Source organism: Rhizobium sp. KDH_Rht_773_N (assembly GCF_052946295.1).
Genome location: NZ_CM129525.1, coordinates 1,650,283 through 1,666,590, shown reverse-complemented (window position 1 = coordinate 1,666,590; position 16,308 = coordinate 1,650,283). Strand labels below are relative to the sequence as shown.

Sequence of the window (16,308 nt, the reverse complement as noted above, 5' to 3'; positions counted from 1 at the left end):
AGGCGACGGTTTTATCCGATTGAACTGTAAATGCGGCGAATTAACGGGCTGTTAAGAACAACGCCGATGCGGCCAAGTCCCCTGCCTGCCTGCATTTTCTCCATCGCCGGCCGCAGCTTTCCCCGGTGGGCGCCATTCGCCGCGGCCATCGCGAAAGAGCAGGCACGACCGCTTCGGCAGGATGGAGGGAAGCCGGCTGAGGATGCTGCCCGGTCCTTGCGCGTAGATATGCGCCTCGCCGGCGAGCCGGCGGCGCACATCGTCCGGCCGGCGAGGGAACCAATAGGCTTTGCGGCAGTTTTATCCGAAGCGGGACATACCCCTCACGTCCCGTTCAGATCGGCCGTCTCCCCTCAACACGCGCCGATCCATATCAGGCCCGGCGTATCGCCAGATACGTCGGGTCCTTTTCTTCACGGACGATAAGGACCGCGATCGCGGTAATAATAGTCCGGGCCGCGGCGCCAGCGGTCGCGGTCCCGGTAGAAGTCGCGGTTGCGATAATAGCGGTCCCAGTATGGACCGACGCTGAAGGTCACGGTCGGAATACCGAGCGGGCGGTAATATTGCGGTCCGACATAGATCCGCCGCCGCTCATAGGTCGCCTGGACATATTGACCGGCAACCCAGCCGCGGCCGCCATAAAATTCCACGTCGCACCAGGGCGTATCGGCAAGGCAGCCGCGGATCTGCAGCGGCGTTCCGTTGGGAATGACGGCAACGGCAGGATAGCGCGTGCTCGGACCGGCGCGCATGTTCACATTCGCAGTCGAAATGCCCTGCGCTGCTTCGGCCATGGCGGGCGCCAGCAGCAACAGGCCGCCCGCGGCAATTTTCAGAAGAATATGTTTCACCTTTTACTCCTCGCGACAAACGATCGGCGCCAGGCGTCGCAATACGACGCTTTCCGGCACGGTGACCTTGCCCCCAAGTTTTATCCGGTTTTGAGTTCGCTCCAGCGGTTTTGGGTTGCTGTGTTTGGGGCGGTAGCGGCGGGTTGCGGTGCGGAGCCATTGCGGCTGCGCAGCACCGCATCACGTCGCGGGTTGATGGTCTGAGCGAACTCGGCAGGTGTCAGCCAGCCGAGGCCGGAATGCGGTCGATGATCGTTGTAATCGCTGCGCCAGTTTGAAAGCGCTGATCGAGCGTGCGTCAGTGACGAGAAGAGGGTCTCATTCAAGAGCTCATCTCGCAGCCGCCCATTGAAGCTTTCGATGAAGGCGTTCTGGATCGGCTTGCCGGGCGCGATATAGTGCCATTCCACCTTGGTCCGGTCCGTCCATTGCAGGATCGCGTTGCTGGTGAACTCGCTGCCATTGTCGCTGACGATCATCTTTGGCTTGCCACGCGCCTCGATGATCCGGTCAAGCTCACGGGCAACCCGCAGACCGGAAAGTGAGGTATCGGCGATGAGTGCCAGGCACTCCCTGGTGCAATCGTCCACGACCGTAAGCACTCGGAACCTGCGTCCGTCAGTGAGTTGATCCGAGACGAAGTCCAGCGACCAACGATCATTGAGGGCAAGCGGGATCAGCATCGGTGCGCGTGTGCCGATCGCTCGCTTGCGGCCACCGCGCTTGCGCACCGTCAGCTTCTCCTCCCGATAGAGCCGGAAGAGCCGCTTGTGGTTCACAAGGTGACCCTCGCCTGAGCAGCACATGAAGGCGTCGATATCCAAAGCGGCGGCGTTCATGCGCCAGCGCCTTCATCCGCTCGCGAAGGTCATAGTCATCGCTGCGCCTGGTTTCGTAACGGATCGTCATCCGGCAAAAGCCGATGGCTTTACACGCCCGCCGTTCGCTCATCTCGTGGTAACCCATCATATGCGCGACAGCTTTCCGCCTTGCTGCGGGCGTCACCACTTCTTTCCCAAAAGGTCTTTCAAAGCAGCATTGTCGAGCATCGCATCCGCCAGAAGCCGCTTCAGCTTTGTGTTCTCGTCCTCCAGCGTCTTCAGTCGCTTGGCTTCCGACACATCCATGCCGCCAAACTTGGCCTTCCATTTATAGATGCTGGCATCGCTGACTCCGTGCTTGCGGCAAAGCTCCGAGACCGGCGTGCCAGCCTCGTGCTCCTTCAGAATCCCGATGATCTGTTCGTCTGTGAAACGGTTGCGCTTCATTCCCTGGTCCTCTCAATGGGCCAGAGCTTACTTCAAAATGGATTATTTCAACGGGGCAAGGTCAACGGCAAAGATAGAGCGTTGGCGGCGCAGGTCATGCCGCACAGGTTTCACCTTGTCTTTCAAAGACTTATAAGAATTCCAGGATGAACGCAGCTTGAACGGCGGCCGAAGTTTTGCAAGGGGTCTTGAAATAGAAGGGGCGGCTTCCGATATTATCCTTCAGAAATCGCAGCCCGGAAATGTCGTGCGCACTATCTGCGCATCGTTTCCGCGATCTGGTTAAGCAGGCCGTTTACCGGCCGTAAACCTTTCGGGATCACTCTGGCTGTGCACTATCCGCTTCTCCTTTGACCACGGATGTACTGGCACTGAGATGAGGCGGATAACGGAAGGCCGGTTTGCCCCGGCCTTTTTGTTTGCAGATTTCGGATGGCGTGCCGCGCAGACCGCGGGCACGCCTTTTTCGTTTCAGGCCTTCAGTGCGGCAAGGATGCGCACCCAGGAGCGGATGCCCTTGTGGTAGGAGGCGAGTTCGTACTTCTCGTTCGGCGAGTGGATGCGGTCGTCGGAAAGGCCGAAGCCGACCAGCAGGGATTCCATGCCGAGCATCTTCTGGAAATCGCCGACGATCGGGATCGAGCCGCCCATGCCGATGACGATGGCGGGCTTCGGCCATTCGTCGGAAAGCGCGTTGCGCGCCTTGGTCAGAACCGGCGAGTCGTAGGAAAGATGAATGGCCGGCGAGGCGCCATGCGGATGGAACTCGACGGAGCAGTCGGCCGGGATCTTCGAGCGGACGTAGGTGCGGAAGCTTTCCCGGATCGCTGCCGGATCCTGCGTGCCGACGAGGCGGAAGGAAACTTTCGCCGATGCCTTTGCGGCAATGACGGTCTTGAAGCCTTCGCCGGTATAGCCGCCCCAGATGCCGTTGACCTCGGCCGTCGGGCGCGCCCAGGTGAGTTCGAGCACCGAGCGGCCCTTTTCGCCCGAAGGGATGGAGAGGCCGACTTCGCCGAGGAAGTTTTCCGCCGACTTGCCGAGCGCTTCCCAGGAGGCCTTGATGTTCGCAGGCGTTTCCTCCACGCCGTCGTAGAAGCCTTCAAGCGTGATGCGGCCGGTCTCGTCATGCAGGCCGGCAAGCGCTTCCACGAGAATATGGATCGGGTTGGCGGCGGCACCGCCGAAGAGGCCGGAATGCAGGTCGCGGTCGGCAGCCGTCACCACGACTTCCTCGCCGACAAGGCCGCGAAGAGCGGCCGCGATTGCCGGCGTGTCGCGGTCCCACATGCTGGTGTCGCAGACCAGGGCGTAGTCGGCCTTGAGTTCGGCGGCATTGGCTTCGAGGAACGGTTTCAGCGACGGCGAACCGGATTCTTCCTCGCCTTCGAAAAGAATGGTGACGCGGCAGGGAAGCGCGCCGTTGATCTCCTTATAGGCGCGGCAGGCCTCGACGAAGGTCATCAGCTGGCCCTTGTCGTCGGCGGTGCCGCGACCGGTCACGATCTTGCGGCCGTTGCCGGCATCCTTGACGGCGGGCTCGAAAGGGTCGTTTTCCCAAAGCTCGATCGGATCGACCGGCTGCACGTCGTAGTGACCGTAGAAAAGGACATGCGGTGCGTCGGCCGTGGCGCCTTCGTGATGGGCGACCACCATCGGGTGGCCGGGCGTGTCGCGAACCGAGGCGTCGAAGCCCAGCGTCTTGAGATAGGCCACCAGCCATTCGGCTGCCTTGCGGCATTCGGCCTTGTAGGCCGGATCGGTCGAGATCGACTTGATGCGCAGCAACTCGAACAGCTTCTCGAGGCTCGAATCGAGGTTCTGGTCCGCGCGCGCAAGGACTGGATTTAATTCGGTCATTTCCGACTCCTTCTGAAATTCGGCCGGACGATAGACTCAATTGGCTGCGGTTTCGAGCGTCAAATTTTCGAGATGTCATCCTGGCGCCAAATGCTACAATAGATGAAGTGGCGGAACCCGATGCAATTTGCGGTTATTTGGAAAACCCTAAATAGCATTGGTCGAAGGTCGGCTTCGAGGTGGCGAATGTTCTCTGTCATTGCCTGCATCAGGGATAATCATGACGGGCGGCTCGTCATTGCCGCCGTGATCGTCAGCCTTGTCGGCAGCCTGACCGCCATGCTCCTGCTTTTCCGGGCCCAGGAATGCGATATCGGCCAGCGAAAACTCTGGATCGGCACGTCAGCCTTTGCCTGCGGCATAGGCGTCTGGGCAACGCATTTCATCGCGATGCTCGCCTATGACGGCGGCATGCCGATCAGTTACGATTTTAGTCTCACCTTTCTGTCCGTGTTCCTGTCGATTTTCGGCTCCTGGGTGGCCATATGGATCGCCTCGGAAAGCAGGACCGGATACGCCCTTGCGTTCAGCGGCGTGCTGATGGCGCTTGGCATCACGGCCATGCATCTGACCGGCATGCAGGCGATCGAAGCCCAGGCCGTGATCGTCTACGATTCCTTCACCCCAGTCGTTGCCTTCTGCTCCTGCGCGGCCTTCGCGACGGCCGCCTTTCTCGCCTTCTTCAAGCTGAAAGGTCTGATACGATCCGTCGCATCCTCCGGCGGCTTCGTGCTGGCGATCTGCACGCTGCATTTCATCTCGATGAGCAGCGTCACGCTGGTGCCGGACCCGACGCGCGACGTGCCCGCGATGGCGCTCCAGCCCGAGGTGCTTGCGGTGATCGTCATGGTCGTCGCAACCGGCCTCATCCTCATGGCCTTCGGCGCGGTCTTCCTGGAAAGCCACCTGACCGATCTTCGCGGCCTTGCCAATGTTTCGCAGGAAGGGCTCGTCATTCTGCGCGAAGGCAGGATCGTCAGCACCAACGAGCGCTTCCTCAGCCTGTCCGGCTGGAAGCTTGCGGAGCTCACCGGCAACATTCCCTCCGCGGTCCTGGCCCTCATCCAGGGCGGGCAGGAAAGCGATCACCGGGAAATGCTGCTGATTGCCAAGGACGAGAGGGCAATCCCTGTCGAGGTCGTCACGCGGCGGATCGTCTATCGCGGCCGCCATTGCGATGTTCTCGTCGTTCGCGACCTCACACGCCGCAGGTGCTGCGACACGGCGATCGCGTCAGGCCCTGCAGGACGCTGAGCGGAAGCGGGCGTCCGTCGCAGTGGTTCAGAGTGCCTTGGCGTTGTTGATGAGGCGCCGGATATATTCGAGCATCAGCTCCCGCTCGAAGACCCGGAAGCCCTTGAACAGCGCAAGATCGGCCTCGCGCGCCGTGTCGATCGCCTCAGCCTCCATCGCCTTGGCCTTCTCGGTGAGGAAGATCAGTTGCGCCCGTTTGTCGGTCGGGTGCGGGCGCCGCTCGATCAGCCCGTCGCGCACCATGCGCGAGAGCGTGTTGGCCATCGTCGCCTGTTCGATGTCGACGCGCTCCAGAAGCTGCTTCTGGGTCAGCCCGTCTTCGGCCCAAAGCTCCAGCAGGATCGGGAACTGGCCGGGAGAAAAACCGAGTCCCGCCGCGCGCTGATGCAGCGAGCGGGCAAAACCCTTGGCCAGCTGGCTGGCAAGGTAGGCACCGGAGTCCATTCGATTAAATCCCATGATTGTAAGTTAGGCTCAAAATCGGGCAGTCGGCAATGCAACAAATCGCATACGATCCATCAAAACATATGCGGCAAGCTCTTAAATTTTCGAGAGTTGAGGCAAGTTCCTGAAAAACAAAGCCGCCACGGCCTGGAGGAGGGCCATGGCGGCTTGAAAATGGGGACAAAGGCCCGGAGAGGGGGATGAGGCCTTTGTCCAAGCCTGATGCGGGCGGGGGACAAGCCGGCTATCAGACCCGCGGCGCGATCAAGCGCCGGTAGCTCTGATTTGTTATTGAGAATGTGGTTTTTCAAGGGAAAGAGAAAAAACCGCCTATTACAAATTGGTAACAGTTTGGTGAGGCGGAATCTTTTTGCGCAGCCAAGTTTATATGGACCTTGTCTGGTCGTCGCGCTATCCATGCTGCCATGAAAAAAGGCGATCATCTTTTCCTTGTCGACGGTTCTGGTTTCATCTTCCGGGCCTTTCATGCGCTGCCGCCGCTAACCCGCAAATCCGATGGCCTGCCGGTCGGCGCCGTCTCCGGTTTCTGCAACATGCTCTGGAAGCTGCTGAGAGACGCACGCAGCACCGATGTGGCCGCGACGCCCACCCATCTCGCCGTCATTTTCGATTATTCGTCGAAGACCTTCCGCAAGGATCTCTATGACGCCTATAAGGCGAACCGTGCCGCCCCGCCCGAAGAGCTGGTGCCGCAGTTCGGCCTGATCCGCGAAGCGACGCGCGCCTTCAACCTGCCCTGCATCGAGACGGAAGGTTTCGAGGCCGACGACATCATCGCCACCTATGCCCGGCAGGCCGAAGCCGTCGGCGCCGACGTGACGATCGTCTCCTCCGACAAGGACTTGATGCAGCTCGTCACCCCGAATGTCCACATGTACGACAGCATGAAGGACAAGCAGATCAGCATCCCCGACGTCATCGAGAAATGGGGGGTGCCGCCGGAAAAGATGATCGACCTGCAGGCCATGACCGGCGATTCCGTCGACAACGTGCCCGGCATTCCAGGCATCGGCCCGAAGACCGCGGCCCAGCTTCTCGCCGAATATGGCGATCTCGACACGCTTCTCGAGCGCGCCCACGAGATCAAGCAGGAAAAGCGCCGCCAGACGATCCTGGACAATATCGACAAGGCGAAGCTCTCGCGTGAGCTGGTGCGCCTGCGCACCGACGTGCCGCTGGAGCTGGATCTCGACGCGCTGGTTCTCGAACCGCAGAACGGCCCCAAGCTGATCGGCTTCCTGAAGACCATGGAATTCACGACGCTGACGCGCCGTGTCGCCGAATTCTGCAATTGCGATGCCAGCGAGATCGAGCCTGCCTTCGTGAAGATCGAATGGGGTGCGGACGCGCATGGCCCGGATCTGGACGCGGCCGAGCCGGAACCTGTTGCCGGCGCAGTGCCCGACATGGGCGGCGAAGCCGTCGCGGTTGCGCCGCGCGCAAAGGCAAAGACCGCTGTCGAAGGCACGTTCGCCCCGGCCGATCTCGCCAGGGCGCGTGCCGAGGCTTTTGCGAACCTGCCGTTCGACCATTCCTCCTACGTGACGATCCGCGACCTTGCGACCCTCGATCGATGGATCGCCGATGCAAGGGAGACCGGCCTCGTTGCCTTCGATACGGAAACGACCTCGCTGGACGCCATGCAGGCGGAGCTTGTCGGCTTTTCCCTGGCGATCGCGGACAATGCAAGCGACCCGACAGGCACGCGCATCCGTGCCGCCTATGTGCCTGTTGGACACAAGACGGGCGTCGGCGACCTGCTCGGTGGGGGCCTTGCGGAAAACCAGATCCCGATGCCCGATGCGCTGTCGCGGCTGAAGGCATTGCTTGAGGACGAATCGATCCTCAAGGTCGCGCAGAACCTGAAATACGACTATCTGCTGATGAAGCGCTACGGCATCGAGACGAAGAGTTTCGACGATACGATGCTGATATCCTATGTGCTCGACGCCGGCACCGGCGCGCATGGCATGGACCCGCTGTCGGAAAAATTCCTCGGCCACACGCCGATCGCCTACAAGGACGTTGCCGGTTCCGGCAAGTCAAACGTCACCTTCGACCTCGTCGATATCGAGCGCGCCACCCACTATGCGGCGGAAGACGCCGACGTGACGCTGCGCCTCTGGATGGTGCTGAAGCCGCGCCTTGCCGCCACCCAGCTGACGCGCGTCTACGAGCGCCTGGAGCGCCCGCTCGTGCCCGTTCTGGCGCGCATGGAAGAGCGCGGCATCACGGTCGACCGCCAGATCCTGTCGCGCCTGTCGGGGGAGCTGGCCCAGGGTGCGGCCAGGTACGAGGATGAAATCTACCAGTTTGCGGGAGAAAGGTTCAACATCGGCTCCCCCAAGCAGCTTGGCGATATCCTCTTCGGCAAGATGGGGCTGGCCGGCGGCACCAAGACCAAGACCGGCCAGTGGTCGACCTCGGCAAGCGTGCTGGAAGATCTCGCGGCAGCCGGCTTCGAACTGCCGCGCAAGATCGTCGACTGGCGCCAGCTCACCAAGCTGAAGTCGACCTATACGGACGCCCTTCCCGGTTACATCCATCCGCAGACGAAGCGGGTGCATACCTCCTATTCGCTGGCGTCGACGACGACCGGTCGCCTGTCCTCCTCGGAGCCGAACCTCCAGAACATTCCGGTGCGCACCGCCGAAGGCCGCAAGATCCGCACCGCCTTCATTTCGTCGCCCGGCCACAAGCTGATCTCGGCCGACTACAGCCAGATCGAGCTGCGCGTGCTCGCCCATGTCGCTGAAATCCCGCAGCTCGTGCGCGCCTTCGAGGACGGCATCGACATTCATGCCATGACCGCTTCCGAAATGTTCGGCGTGCCGGTCGAAGGCATGCCGGGCGAGGTGCGCCGCCGCGCCAAGGCCATCAATTTCGGCATCATCTACGGCATTTCCGCCTTCGGCCTCGCCAACCAGCTGTCCATCGAGCGCTCGGAAGCCGGCGACTACATCAAGAAATATTTCGAGCGGTTCCCCGGCATCCGCGACTATATGGAAAGCCGCAAGCAGATGGCCCGCGACAAGGGTTATGTCGAAACCATCTTCGGCCGCCGGATCAACTATCCGGAAATCCGCTCCTCCAACCCTTCGGTGCGCGCCTTCAACGAGCGCGCCGCCATCAACGCACCGATTCAGGGCTCTGCCGCCGACATCATCCGCCGCGCCATGATCAAGATCGAGCCGGCGCTTGCCGAGGCCGGTCTTGCCGAGCGGGTCCGCATGCTCCTGCAGGTGCACGACGAACTGATCTTCGAGGTCGAGGACGACGACGTCGAAAAGGCGATGCCGATCATTGTTTCGGTCATGGAAAACGCCACCTCGCCGGCGCTTGAAATGCGGGTGCCGCTGCGGGTCGACGCCCGTGCCGCCACCAATTGGGACGAAGCGCACTAAGCATGTCGCGCAAAAGTGTGTATCGGTTTTGCGATAACGACATGCGGCGAAACAAAGCATGTCGCGCAAAAGTGTGCAGCGGTTTTGCGGTAACGACATGCGGCGAAACAAAGCATGTCGCGCAAAAGTGTGCAGCGGTTTTGCCGTAACGACATGTGAAAACAAGAGCTTAAAGCGCTGCAGGCGAACGTGAATGGCCGCGATGCGCCCCAAGACGCTTCGCCGCGTCACCCCAAAGATTTTTCCGTCAGACTCAAGCCCCTGAAATCAGTGAGCTTTCCTCATCAACGCCGTCCCGTATCGGGACGGCTGGAAGGAACTTATTAACCTTCATTTTCTATCCGGAAGAATGTCAGAAATTATTAGGCATGAGTGAGTAGCTGTCGCATGCGTTTTCCAAGAACCAATTTGACGGATGCCGGAGATTTCTCCTCCGGACTTGAAGCCGAACATCCCGCGGAAAATGCGCCCCTGGAACATGAAGGCGAAAAGCCGGTTCCGCCGTTGTGGCAGAGCAATTTCTCGCTTGCCCCGAACGTTCGCTTCACCCGCACGCCGGAAACGCTGATCAGCAAGCGCCACGCGCCGGAAAAGCCGGTCCGCGAGGAAATCGTCGCGCCTCCCCCGCAGGCCGTGGCAGCGCCGCGCCCCCTGCCAGCGCCGCAGATGCGCGCGCCGATCACGGTGAACGTGCCCTTCGATATCTATCTGCCCGAAGTGGCCGAGCCGGTCGCGCCGCAGCCGCAACCGCAGCCGGTTGCCGCAGCCCCCGTCGAGACCGCATTGCGGGCCGCGTCGGAGCTTTCCTCCATTTCGGATTTCGCCTTCTGGGAAGTCATGGCCTTCGAGGAGACGCAGGCCGAGCCGTCGCGCGGTCAGGCCATTGTCTTGCCGCAGGCCGAACCCGAATCGATCATCTCCCGCTTCCGCATCATGGAATGGCGTCCCGGCCGGCATAATCCGGCACCGGTGGCACCGCGCGCAGCGCCGCCCGTTGCACCCGCGCCGGCCCGCCCCGTCCGTCCCCCGGCGGTCCGCGTTGCCCAGGTCCCGGTCGTGCCGACGCCGGCTGCCCAGGCTCCTCTCGTCCAGCCGGATGAGGCACCGCAGGAAGGAGCGGCCGTCTCGCGTGTCGAAATCGCAGCGCCCGCGCCGTCCCCGGTTCGGCCCGCTCGCGTCATCGCCGAAAAGGTCGATGCGTCCGGCTATGAATTCCCGCCGCGTGCCCTGCTGCAGGAGCCGCCGGAGCGGCTTGGCGAGATCATGTCGCAGGAGACGCTGGAGCAGAATGCCGGCCTCCTGGAAAGCGTGCTGGAGGATTTCGGCGTCAAGGGCGAGATCATCCATGTCCGCCCCGGCCCGGTCGTCACCCTCTATGAGTTCGAACCGGCGCCCGGCGTAAAATCGTCCCGCGTCATCGGTCTGGCCGATGATATCGCCCGCTCGATGTCGGCGCTCTCGGCCCGCGTCGCCGTCGTGCCCGGCCGCAACGTCATCGGCATCGAACTGCCGAATGTGACGCGCGAAACCGTCTATTTCCGCGAGATGATCGAGAGCGAGGATTTCGACAAGAGCGGCTACAAGCTGGCGCTCGGCCTCGGCAAGACGATCGGCGGCGAACCGGTGATCGCCGAACTCGCCAAGATGCCGCATCTGCTCGTTGCCGGCACCACCGGCTCCGGCAAGTCGGTTGCCATCAACACCATGATCCTGTCGCTGCTCTACCGCATGACGCCGGAACGGTGCCGCCTCATCATGGTCGATCCGAAGATGCTCGAACTCTCCGTCTATGACGGCATTCCGCACCTGCTGACGCCTGTCGTCACCGATCCGAAGAAGGCCGTCATGGCGTTGAAATGGGCGGTGCGCGAGATGGAAGAGCGCTATCGCAAGATGTCGCGCCTCGGCGTGCGCAATATCGACGGCTATAACGGCCGCGTCTCCCAGGCCCGCGACAAGGGCGAGACCATCCATATCATGGTCCAGGTCGGCTTCGACCGGCAGACCGGCGCGCCGATCGAGGAGCAGCAGGAGCTGGATCTTGCGCCCATGCCCTATATCGTCGTCATCGTCGACGAAATGGCCGACCTGATGATGGTCGCCGGCAAGGAGATCGAAGGCGCCATCCAGCGTCTGGCACAGATGGCGCGCGCCGCCGGCATCCATCTCATCATGGCCACCCAGCGCCCTTCGGTCGATGTCATCACCGGCACGATCAAGGCGAACTTCCCGACCCGCATCTCCTTCCAGGTGACGTCGAAGATCGACAGCCGCACGATCCTCGGCGAGCAGGGCGCAGAACAGCTGCTCGGCCAGGGCGACATGCTGCATATGCAGGGCGGCGGTCGTATTGCCCGCGTCCACGGCCCCTTCGTTTCCGACGCCGAGGTCGAGAAGGTCGTCGCGCACCTGAAGACACAGGGCCGCCCCGAATATCTCGATACGGTTACGGCCGATGAGGAGGAGGAGGCGGAGGATGAAGAGGACGGCGCCGTCTTCGACAAGAGCGCCATGGGCGCCGAGGATGGCGACGAGCTCTACCAGCAGGCCGTCAAGGTCGTCATGCGCGACAAGAAGTGCTCGACCTCCTACATCCAGCGCCGTCTCGGCATCGGCTACAACAGAGCCGCTTCGCTGGTCGAGCGCATGGAAAAGGAAGGCCTCGTCGGCCCGGCAAACCATGTCGGCAAACGCGAGATCGTCTCGGGCCGCGGCGACAACGAATAATCGCTGCGGTACCGACAATCAGGCAAGCGAGGCGAGACGGAGTGTTTCCAGCACGAAGTCTCGCTTGCCACCGGTATAATAATCCCAGTCGTCATTGGCCTCGCGCATCAGCCGCAGCTTGAGCGCGGCATAGGCATCCGCTCTCTCAGGATGTGAGCGCAGATAGTCGCGAAAGGCGATCCGGTCGCGCAGCACGGCATTGTCGGTGGTGCAGAGATAGAGCCGCGCTCCGTGCGAGCCCTTGCCGCTGGTGAAGGTCCAGGTCTGCTGCCGGTATTTGTCGCCGTGGAAGGTGAAGGTGCCGAGCGTTTCGACACGCTTGATGGCTTCGGGAAGCGCATCCGCATCCGCAAAGGCGGCATGCAGGTCGATCTTCGGCTTTGCCGTCAGTCCGGGAACGGATGTGCTGCCGACATGATGAAAGACGGGGTCGAGATCGGCAAGGAGCGGTGCAAGCTCGCCGACAATCTTCTCGAAGACGAAGCGCCATTCCGGATCATAGGCGACAACCTGAATGGCCATTCTCTTCCTCTCGTCCGGTTCAGCGGATTTCCTTCAGGAAGCCGTCGAGCGTATCGATCATCCTGCGCTCGGCTTCTTCCAGCGAGCCGCTATTGTCGAGTTCCACGACGTCGTAGTCGCCGCGCACCGTCAGCGGGCCGCGTGCCAGCCGGGCCATGATATCCTCGTGCGTCTCGCGCCCGCGCGCCTCCAGGCGGCCGGCCAACACTTCCGGCCGGGCCGTCACGTTGATGACCTTCAGCCGCGGGAAGGCGGCCTGAAAGCGGTGCAGTGCCGAACGCGAACCGTTGGCCACGACGATGTGCCCCTTGGCGAGCGACACGGAAACCTCGGCCGGAATGCCGTATTTGAGGCCATGCGCTTCCCACCACACGGCAAAGGAACCGGCCTGTTCCATCGATGCGAATCCGGTATCCGAAACGGCAAGATGGTCTTCCCCGCCGGCATCGCCGTGGCGGGTGATGACGCGACGGACGAAATGCACGTCTTCGCGGTGGTCGAAATGCCGGGCGGCAAGGTTCATCAGCGTGTCCTTGCCGGCGCCGCTCGGGCCGACGACGACGACCATGATGCCGTTTTCGGCACCCGCACCCGGATGAGGTTCGTGCGACATCATCATGCGACACGGCGTCCTTCGCGCCAGACGGAACGCGTCACCGGCACGCCGTGGGAGCGGTGGACACGCACGAGATCGGCCCGCAGGCCGGTTGCGATGCGGCCGCGGTCGTTGAGGCTGACGGTGCGCGCCGGCGTTGCCGTGACCATCGCGATCGCCTTCGGCAGCGTGATGCCCTCCACCTCGTCGGCAAGGATGAAGGGGGCGTGCAACAGGCTGAGCGGCACATAGTCGGAGGAGAGCACGTCGAGCACGCCGAGCTGCGCCAGATCGCGGGCGGCGATATTGCCGGAATGCGACTTGCCGCGCACGATGTTCGGCGCGCCCATGAGCACGCTCATGCCGTTTTCGTGCGACAGTCTGGCGGCCTCGACGCTGGTCGGGAATTCGGCAAGGCGAACGCCGTTCTCGATCGCCTCGTCGATATGGGCCGAGGTCGCATCGTCATGGCTTGCGACGGTGATGCCGCGCTCGGCGCAGACCCTGGAGATCGCCTCGCGATGCGGCGTGGAATTGCGCTCGGATTCGGCGATGCGGCGGGCGCAGAAACGGGCGAATTCCTCATCGGTCAGGCCGCGCTTCTTCTGGTAGTAATAGACATACTGATCCATCGTCTGGAACTGGCGCTGGCCGGGTGCGTGATCCATCAGCGAGACGAGCCGGACATAGGGGTCCTTCTCGAAATCGGCAAAATGCTGCAGCACGTTGTCGGCCGAAACCTCGCAGCGCAGATGGATCAGGTGTTCGGCGCGCAGGCGGCCTTCCTCTTCGGCCGACTGGATGGCATCGGCCATCTCGCGCATCTCGCCATGCTCGAAGCCGCCATCCTCGTCCGCGCCCATGCGCAGGCAGTCGAAGACGGTGGTGATGCCCGAAGTGACGATCTGCGCATCATGGGCCTGGACGGCCGCCGTCTTGTTCCAGCGGATGCCCGGACGCGGCGAATAATGGCCTTCCAGATGGTCGGTGTGAAGCTCGACGAGGCCGGGAATGATATAATCGCCTTCGAAATCTTCGCCGGCTACCGAGCTGCCTTCCGAAATGTCGGCGATCTTGCCGTCACGGATGAGGATGGCGCCCGAGAGGATGTCGTCCTCGAGAACGATGCGGGCGTTTGAAAGAACGGTCTCTTTGCTCATGTCGGAAAACTCTCAGCTTCTGGCGCCAGCAAGCGGCAGCCATGTGTGGACTTTGAAAGGCGCGCCGCGCGCCTCCTCGCTAAAGACGGCAAGGCCGGAAATACGAAGCGGCCTGCCGGTGAAACCTGCGAAACGCTCGGCCAGGATAGCCTTCATCACTTCGGCCCGTTCTTCCGGCACCTGGCCGGTCAGCGTCATGTGAAAGCGGAAGTCTTCCATGACATAAGGGTAGCCCCATCGCAGGAGATTGCTGCGCTGGCTCTCGCTCAGCCTTTCCGGTTTGCGCCTGAGAATATCGGCCTCGGAGAGCGCGGCCCGGAAGGGCTCGAACGACTTTACCACTGTTGCCGCAAAATCCTGAAGCGGTTGATGGAGCGTGCCCGGCACGAGCGCGAAGAAATGGCCGAGCTGGCCGAGCACCAGTTCCGGAATGTCGAAGGCCGGCGTTCTGGCGGCGAAATCTTCGACGACCGCCATAAGGTCCCTTTCGGTCACGGAGGCGGCAAGTTCGAACGGCGCCTTGATCGTCGCGTGGAAACCGTAGCGGCGCGGATCGGCCGTCAGCTCGAACTGTTCGGCAGCCGGCAGCGTCTCATGTTCGGGCGCAGGATGGGTCTCGCCGGTAAAGGCATTGCGGCCGAGCCAGACGGAGGCCGCTTCCGTCAAGGCATCATCCTGAGACGGCGAAAAATAGAGAGCGTAGCGCAAGGCTTTTATCCTGGAGATCGTCCGAACGGGGAGCGCAATGTGCAGTGATTTGGCGGCGAACCGCAAGCACGCTCCGGCTAAAAGATTTCCATGACAGAATGATGATGACGGCGGCGCCATCACCATCTTTTAACCGGCTCAATGACCCGCCCTGGTGCCCATCAGCCGATGGCGAAGGGCGTTCGATGCCGTATCGAACAGGAAGACGACGATCAGGATCAGGATGACCATGTAGGCGACGTTCTCCCAGTTGGAATTGGTGCGCATGGCTTCCCAGAGCTTGAGGCCGATACCGCCGGCGCCGACGGCGCCGATGATCGTGGCGCCGCGCACGTTCGATTCCCACTGGTAGAGCGTCTGGCTGACGATGACGGGGACGATCTGCGGCATGATGCCGTAGCGGTGCACCAGCACGGTCGAGGCGCCCGTCGACTTCACGCCTTCGCGCGGCTTGTTGTCGATGTTTTCAAGGCCCTCCGAATAGAGCTTGCCGAGCGTGCCCGTCTCCGTGATGAAGATGGCGCCGGAACCGGCAAGCGGGCCGGGGCCGAAGGCGCGCGTCAGGAACAGCGCCCAGATCAGCATGTCGACCGAGCGCAGGAAATCGAAGAAGCGCTTCAGGGCCTGGTTGAGGAACCTGTTCGGCGTGATGTTGCGCGCCGCCAGGAAGGCGAGCGGGAAGGCCGCGAGCGAACCGAGCAGCGTGCCGAGGAAGGCCATGACGATCGTCTGGAAGAGCTTCGTCCAGACGTCGCCATGCTGCCAGGCGCTGTTGTTCCAGATATTGTCGAATGCCAGCGACAGGTTCGACTGGTCGGGGTCGATGCGCGGGCCGGAGACGATCAGGCTGACCACTTCGCTCACGGGCTTGTCGAAGAAGGGCGACTGCGTGTCGAAGACGAAATTGGCCCAGCCGATGAAGCGCTTGCGCACCTTCACGCGGTCGGCGGAAATGCTGACGTCGCCGGCAAAACCGAGATCGGCGAGCACGTTGTCGTCATAGACGGTCATCCAGTCCGGCACCGGGCCGACGACCTTCGGCGCGCCGCTGGAAACGTCGACCGGCACCGTCATGCCATGGGCGACGATCGTCGTCTGGCCCTTGCTGACCGTCACCGTGCGGCCGCTGCCGCTGACGACAACCGTGATGCTGCCGTCGGCATTGGCCTTGACCCAGTCCGGGTGCGGATCGTCGCCGAGCGGCGAGAAGCGCGGGTAGCGCGTCTGGATCGTGCCGTCGTCCTCGATGCGGAATTCCGGCTGCACGTCATAGCTGACCCACTGGCTCATATAGATGCCGAAGCGTTCCCAATGGGCTTCGGCGACGAGCTTCGGCAGGTCGAAGAACCAGACGGCGTAGATGCCGTAGAGGATAGTGGCGAGAACGATGAGCAGGCCGCCGAAACGCTGGCGGAAGGAGCGGTGAAAATATTCCGGATAGCGCGTTTCGATCTCATGCATGCGGTGTGCGTCGATGACCGTCATGGCAGC

The 16,308-nt window shown here is 62.2% G+C and carries 10 protein-coding genes and 2 pseudogenes; 3 read left to right on the top strand and 9 right to left on the bottom strand.

Features of this window, described 5'->3' with window-relative positions:
• Positions 1-431 precede the first annotated feature (431 nt).
• The 3 genes and pseudogenes from ACU8HS_RS08490 to ACU8HS_RS08480 form a co-directional block, all read right to left on the bottom strand.
• Positions 432-797, bottom strand: a pseudogene (locus tag ACU8HS_RS08490) (SH3 domain-containing protein); the annotation flags it as partial.
• Positions 798-934: 137 nt separating this feature from the next.
• Positions 935-2,122, bottom strand: a pseudogene (locus tag ACU8HS_RS08485) (IS3 family transposase).
• Between the two features lie 471 nt (positions 2,123-2,593).
• Positions 2,594-3,982: a dipeptidase gene (locus tag ACU8HS_RS08480; RefSeq protein ID WP_113412633.1), complete on the bottom strand. Its 1,389-nt coding sequence runs from the start codon at positions 3,980-3,982 to the stop codon at positions 2,594-2,596.
• Positions 3,983-4,168: 186 nt separating this feature from the next.
• Here ACU8HS_RS08480 and ACU8HS_RS08475 point away from each other — a divergent pair, with 186 nt between their 5' ends.
• The gene (locus ACU8HS_RS08475) at positions 4,169-5,236 is read left to right on the top strand and encodes an MHYT domain-containing protein (protein WP_447015749.1); all 1,068 of its coding nucleotides are present in this window, start codon (positions 4,169-4,171) and stop codon (positions 5,234-5,236) included.
• Positions 5,237-5,263: 27 nt separating this feature from the next.
• Here the strand turns inward: ACU8HS_RS08475 and ACU8HS_RS08470 are convergent, their stop codons facing one another.
• Entirely contained in the window at positions 5,264-5,680 is a 417-nt protein-coding gene (locus tag ACU8HS_RS08470) for a MarR family transcriptional regulator (protein WP_112564958.1), read from the bottom strand.
• 425 nt (positions 5,681-6,105) lie between these two features.
• On the opposite strand from ACU8HS_RS08470, the gene polA reads away from it, so the two are divergent.
• Both polA and ACU8HS_RS08460 read left to right on the top strand, forming a co-directional pair.
• Positions 6,106-9,105: a DNA polymerase I gene (gene polA / locus ACU8HS_RS08465; RefSeq protein ID WP_447015748.1), complete on the top strand. Its 3,000-nt coding sequence runs from the start codon at positions 6,106-6,108 to the stop codon at positions 9,103-9,105.
• Positions 9,106-9,492: 387 nt separating this feature from the next.
• Positions 9,493-11,832: a DNA translocase FtsK gene (locus ACU8HS_RS08460; RefSeq protein WP_447015747.1), complete on the top strand. Its 2,340-nt coding sequence runs from the start codon at positions 9,493-9,495 to the stop codon at positions 11,830-11,832.
• Positions 11,833-11,850: 18 nt separating this feature from the next.
• Here ACU8HS_RS08460 and ACU8HS_RS08455 read toward each other — a convergent pair whose 3' ends face one another.
• The 5 genes from ACU8HS_RS08455 to phnE all read right to left on the bottom strand — a co-directional run bounded on the left by ACU8HS_RS08455 (position 11,851) and on the right by phnE (position 16,302).
• A complete protein-coding gene (locus ACU8HS_RS08455; RefSeq protein WP_112755119.1) occupies positions 11,851-12,354 on the bottom strand; it encodes a GrpB family protein in 504 nt (167 codons plus the stop codon).
• Positions 12,355-12,373: 19 nt separating this feature from the next.
• On the bottom strand, positions 12,374-12,970 hold the full coding sequence (gene phnN / locus ACU8HS_RS08450) for a phosphonate metabolism protein/1,5-bisphosphokinase (PRPP-forming) PhnN (protein ID WP_112755376.1): 597 nt from the start codon (positions 12,968-12,970) through the stop codon (positions 12,374-12,376).
• Entirely contained in the window at positions 12,970-14,109 is a 1,140-nt protein-coding gene (locus ACU8HS_RS08445; RefSeq protein ID WP_112564967.1) for an alpha-D-ribose 1-methylphosphonate 5-triphosphate diphosphatase, read from the bottom strand. Before ACU8HS_RS08445 ends, phnN begins: the two co-directional genes overlap by 1 nt.
• 12 nt (positions 14,110-14,121) lie before the next feature.
• Positions 14,122-14,817 carry a DUF1045 domain-containing protein gene (locus tag ACU8HS_RS08440; protein WP_112564969.1) on the bottom strand — a complete coding sequence of 232 codons (696 nt, stop codon included), beginning with the start codon at positions 14,815-14,817 and terminating at the stop codon, positions 14,122-14,124.
• A 138-nt stretch (positions 14,818-14,955) separates the two neighbouring features.
• The gene (gene phnE, locus ACU8HS_RS08435; RefSeq protein WP_447015746.1) at positions 14,956-16,302 is read right to left on the bottom strand and encodes a phosphonate ABC transporter, permease protein PhnE; all 1,347 of its coding nucleotides are present in this window, start codon (positions 16,300-16,302) and stop codon (positions 14,956-14,958) included.
• Positions 16,303-16,308: the final 6 nt, after the last annotated feature.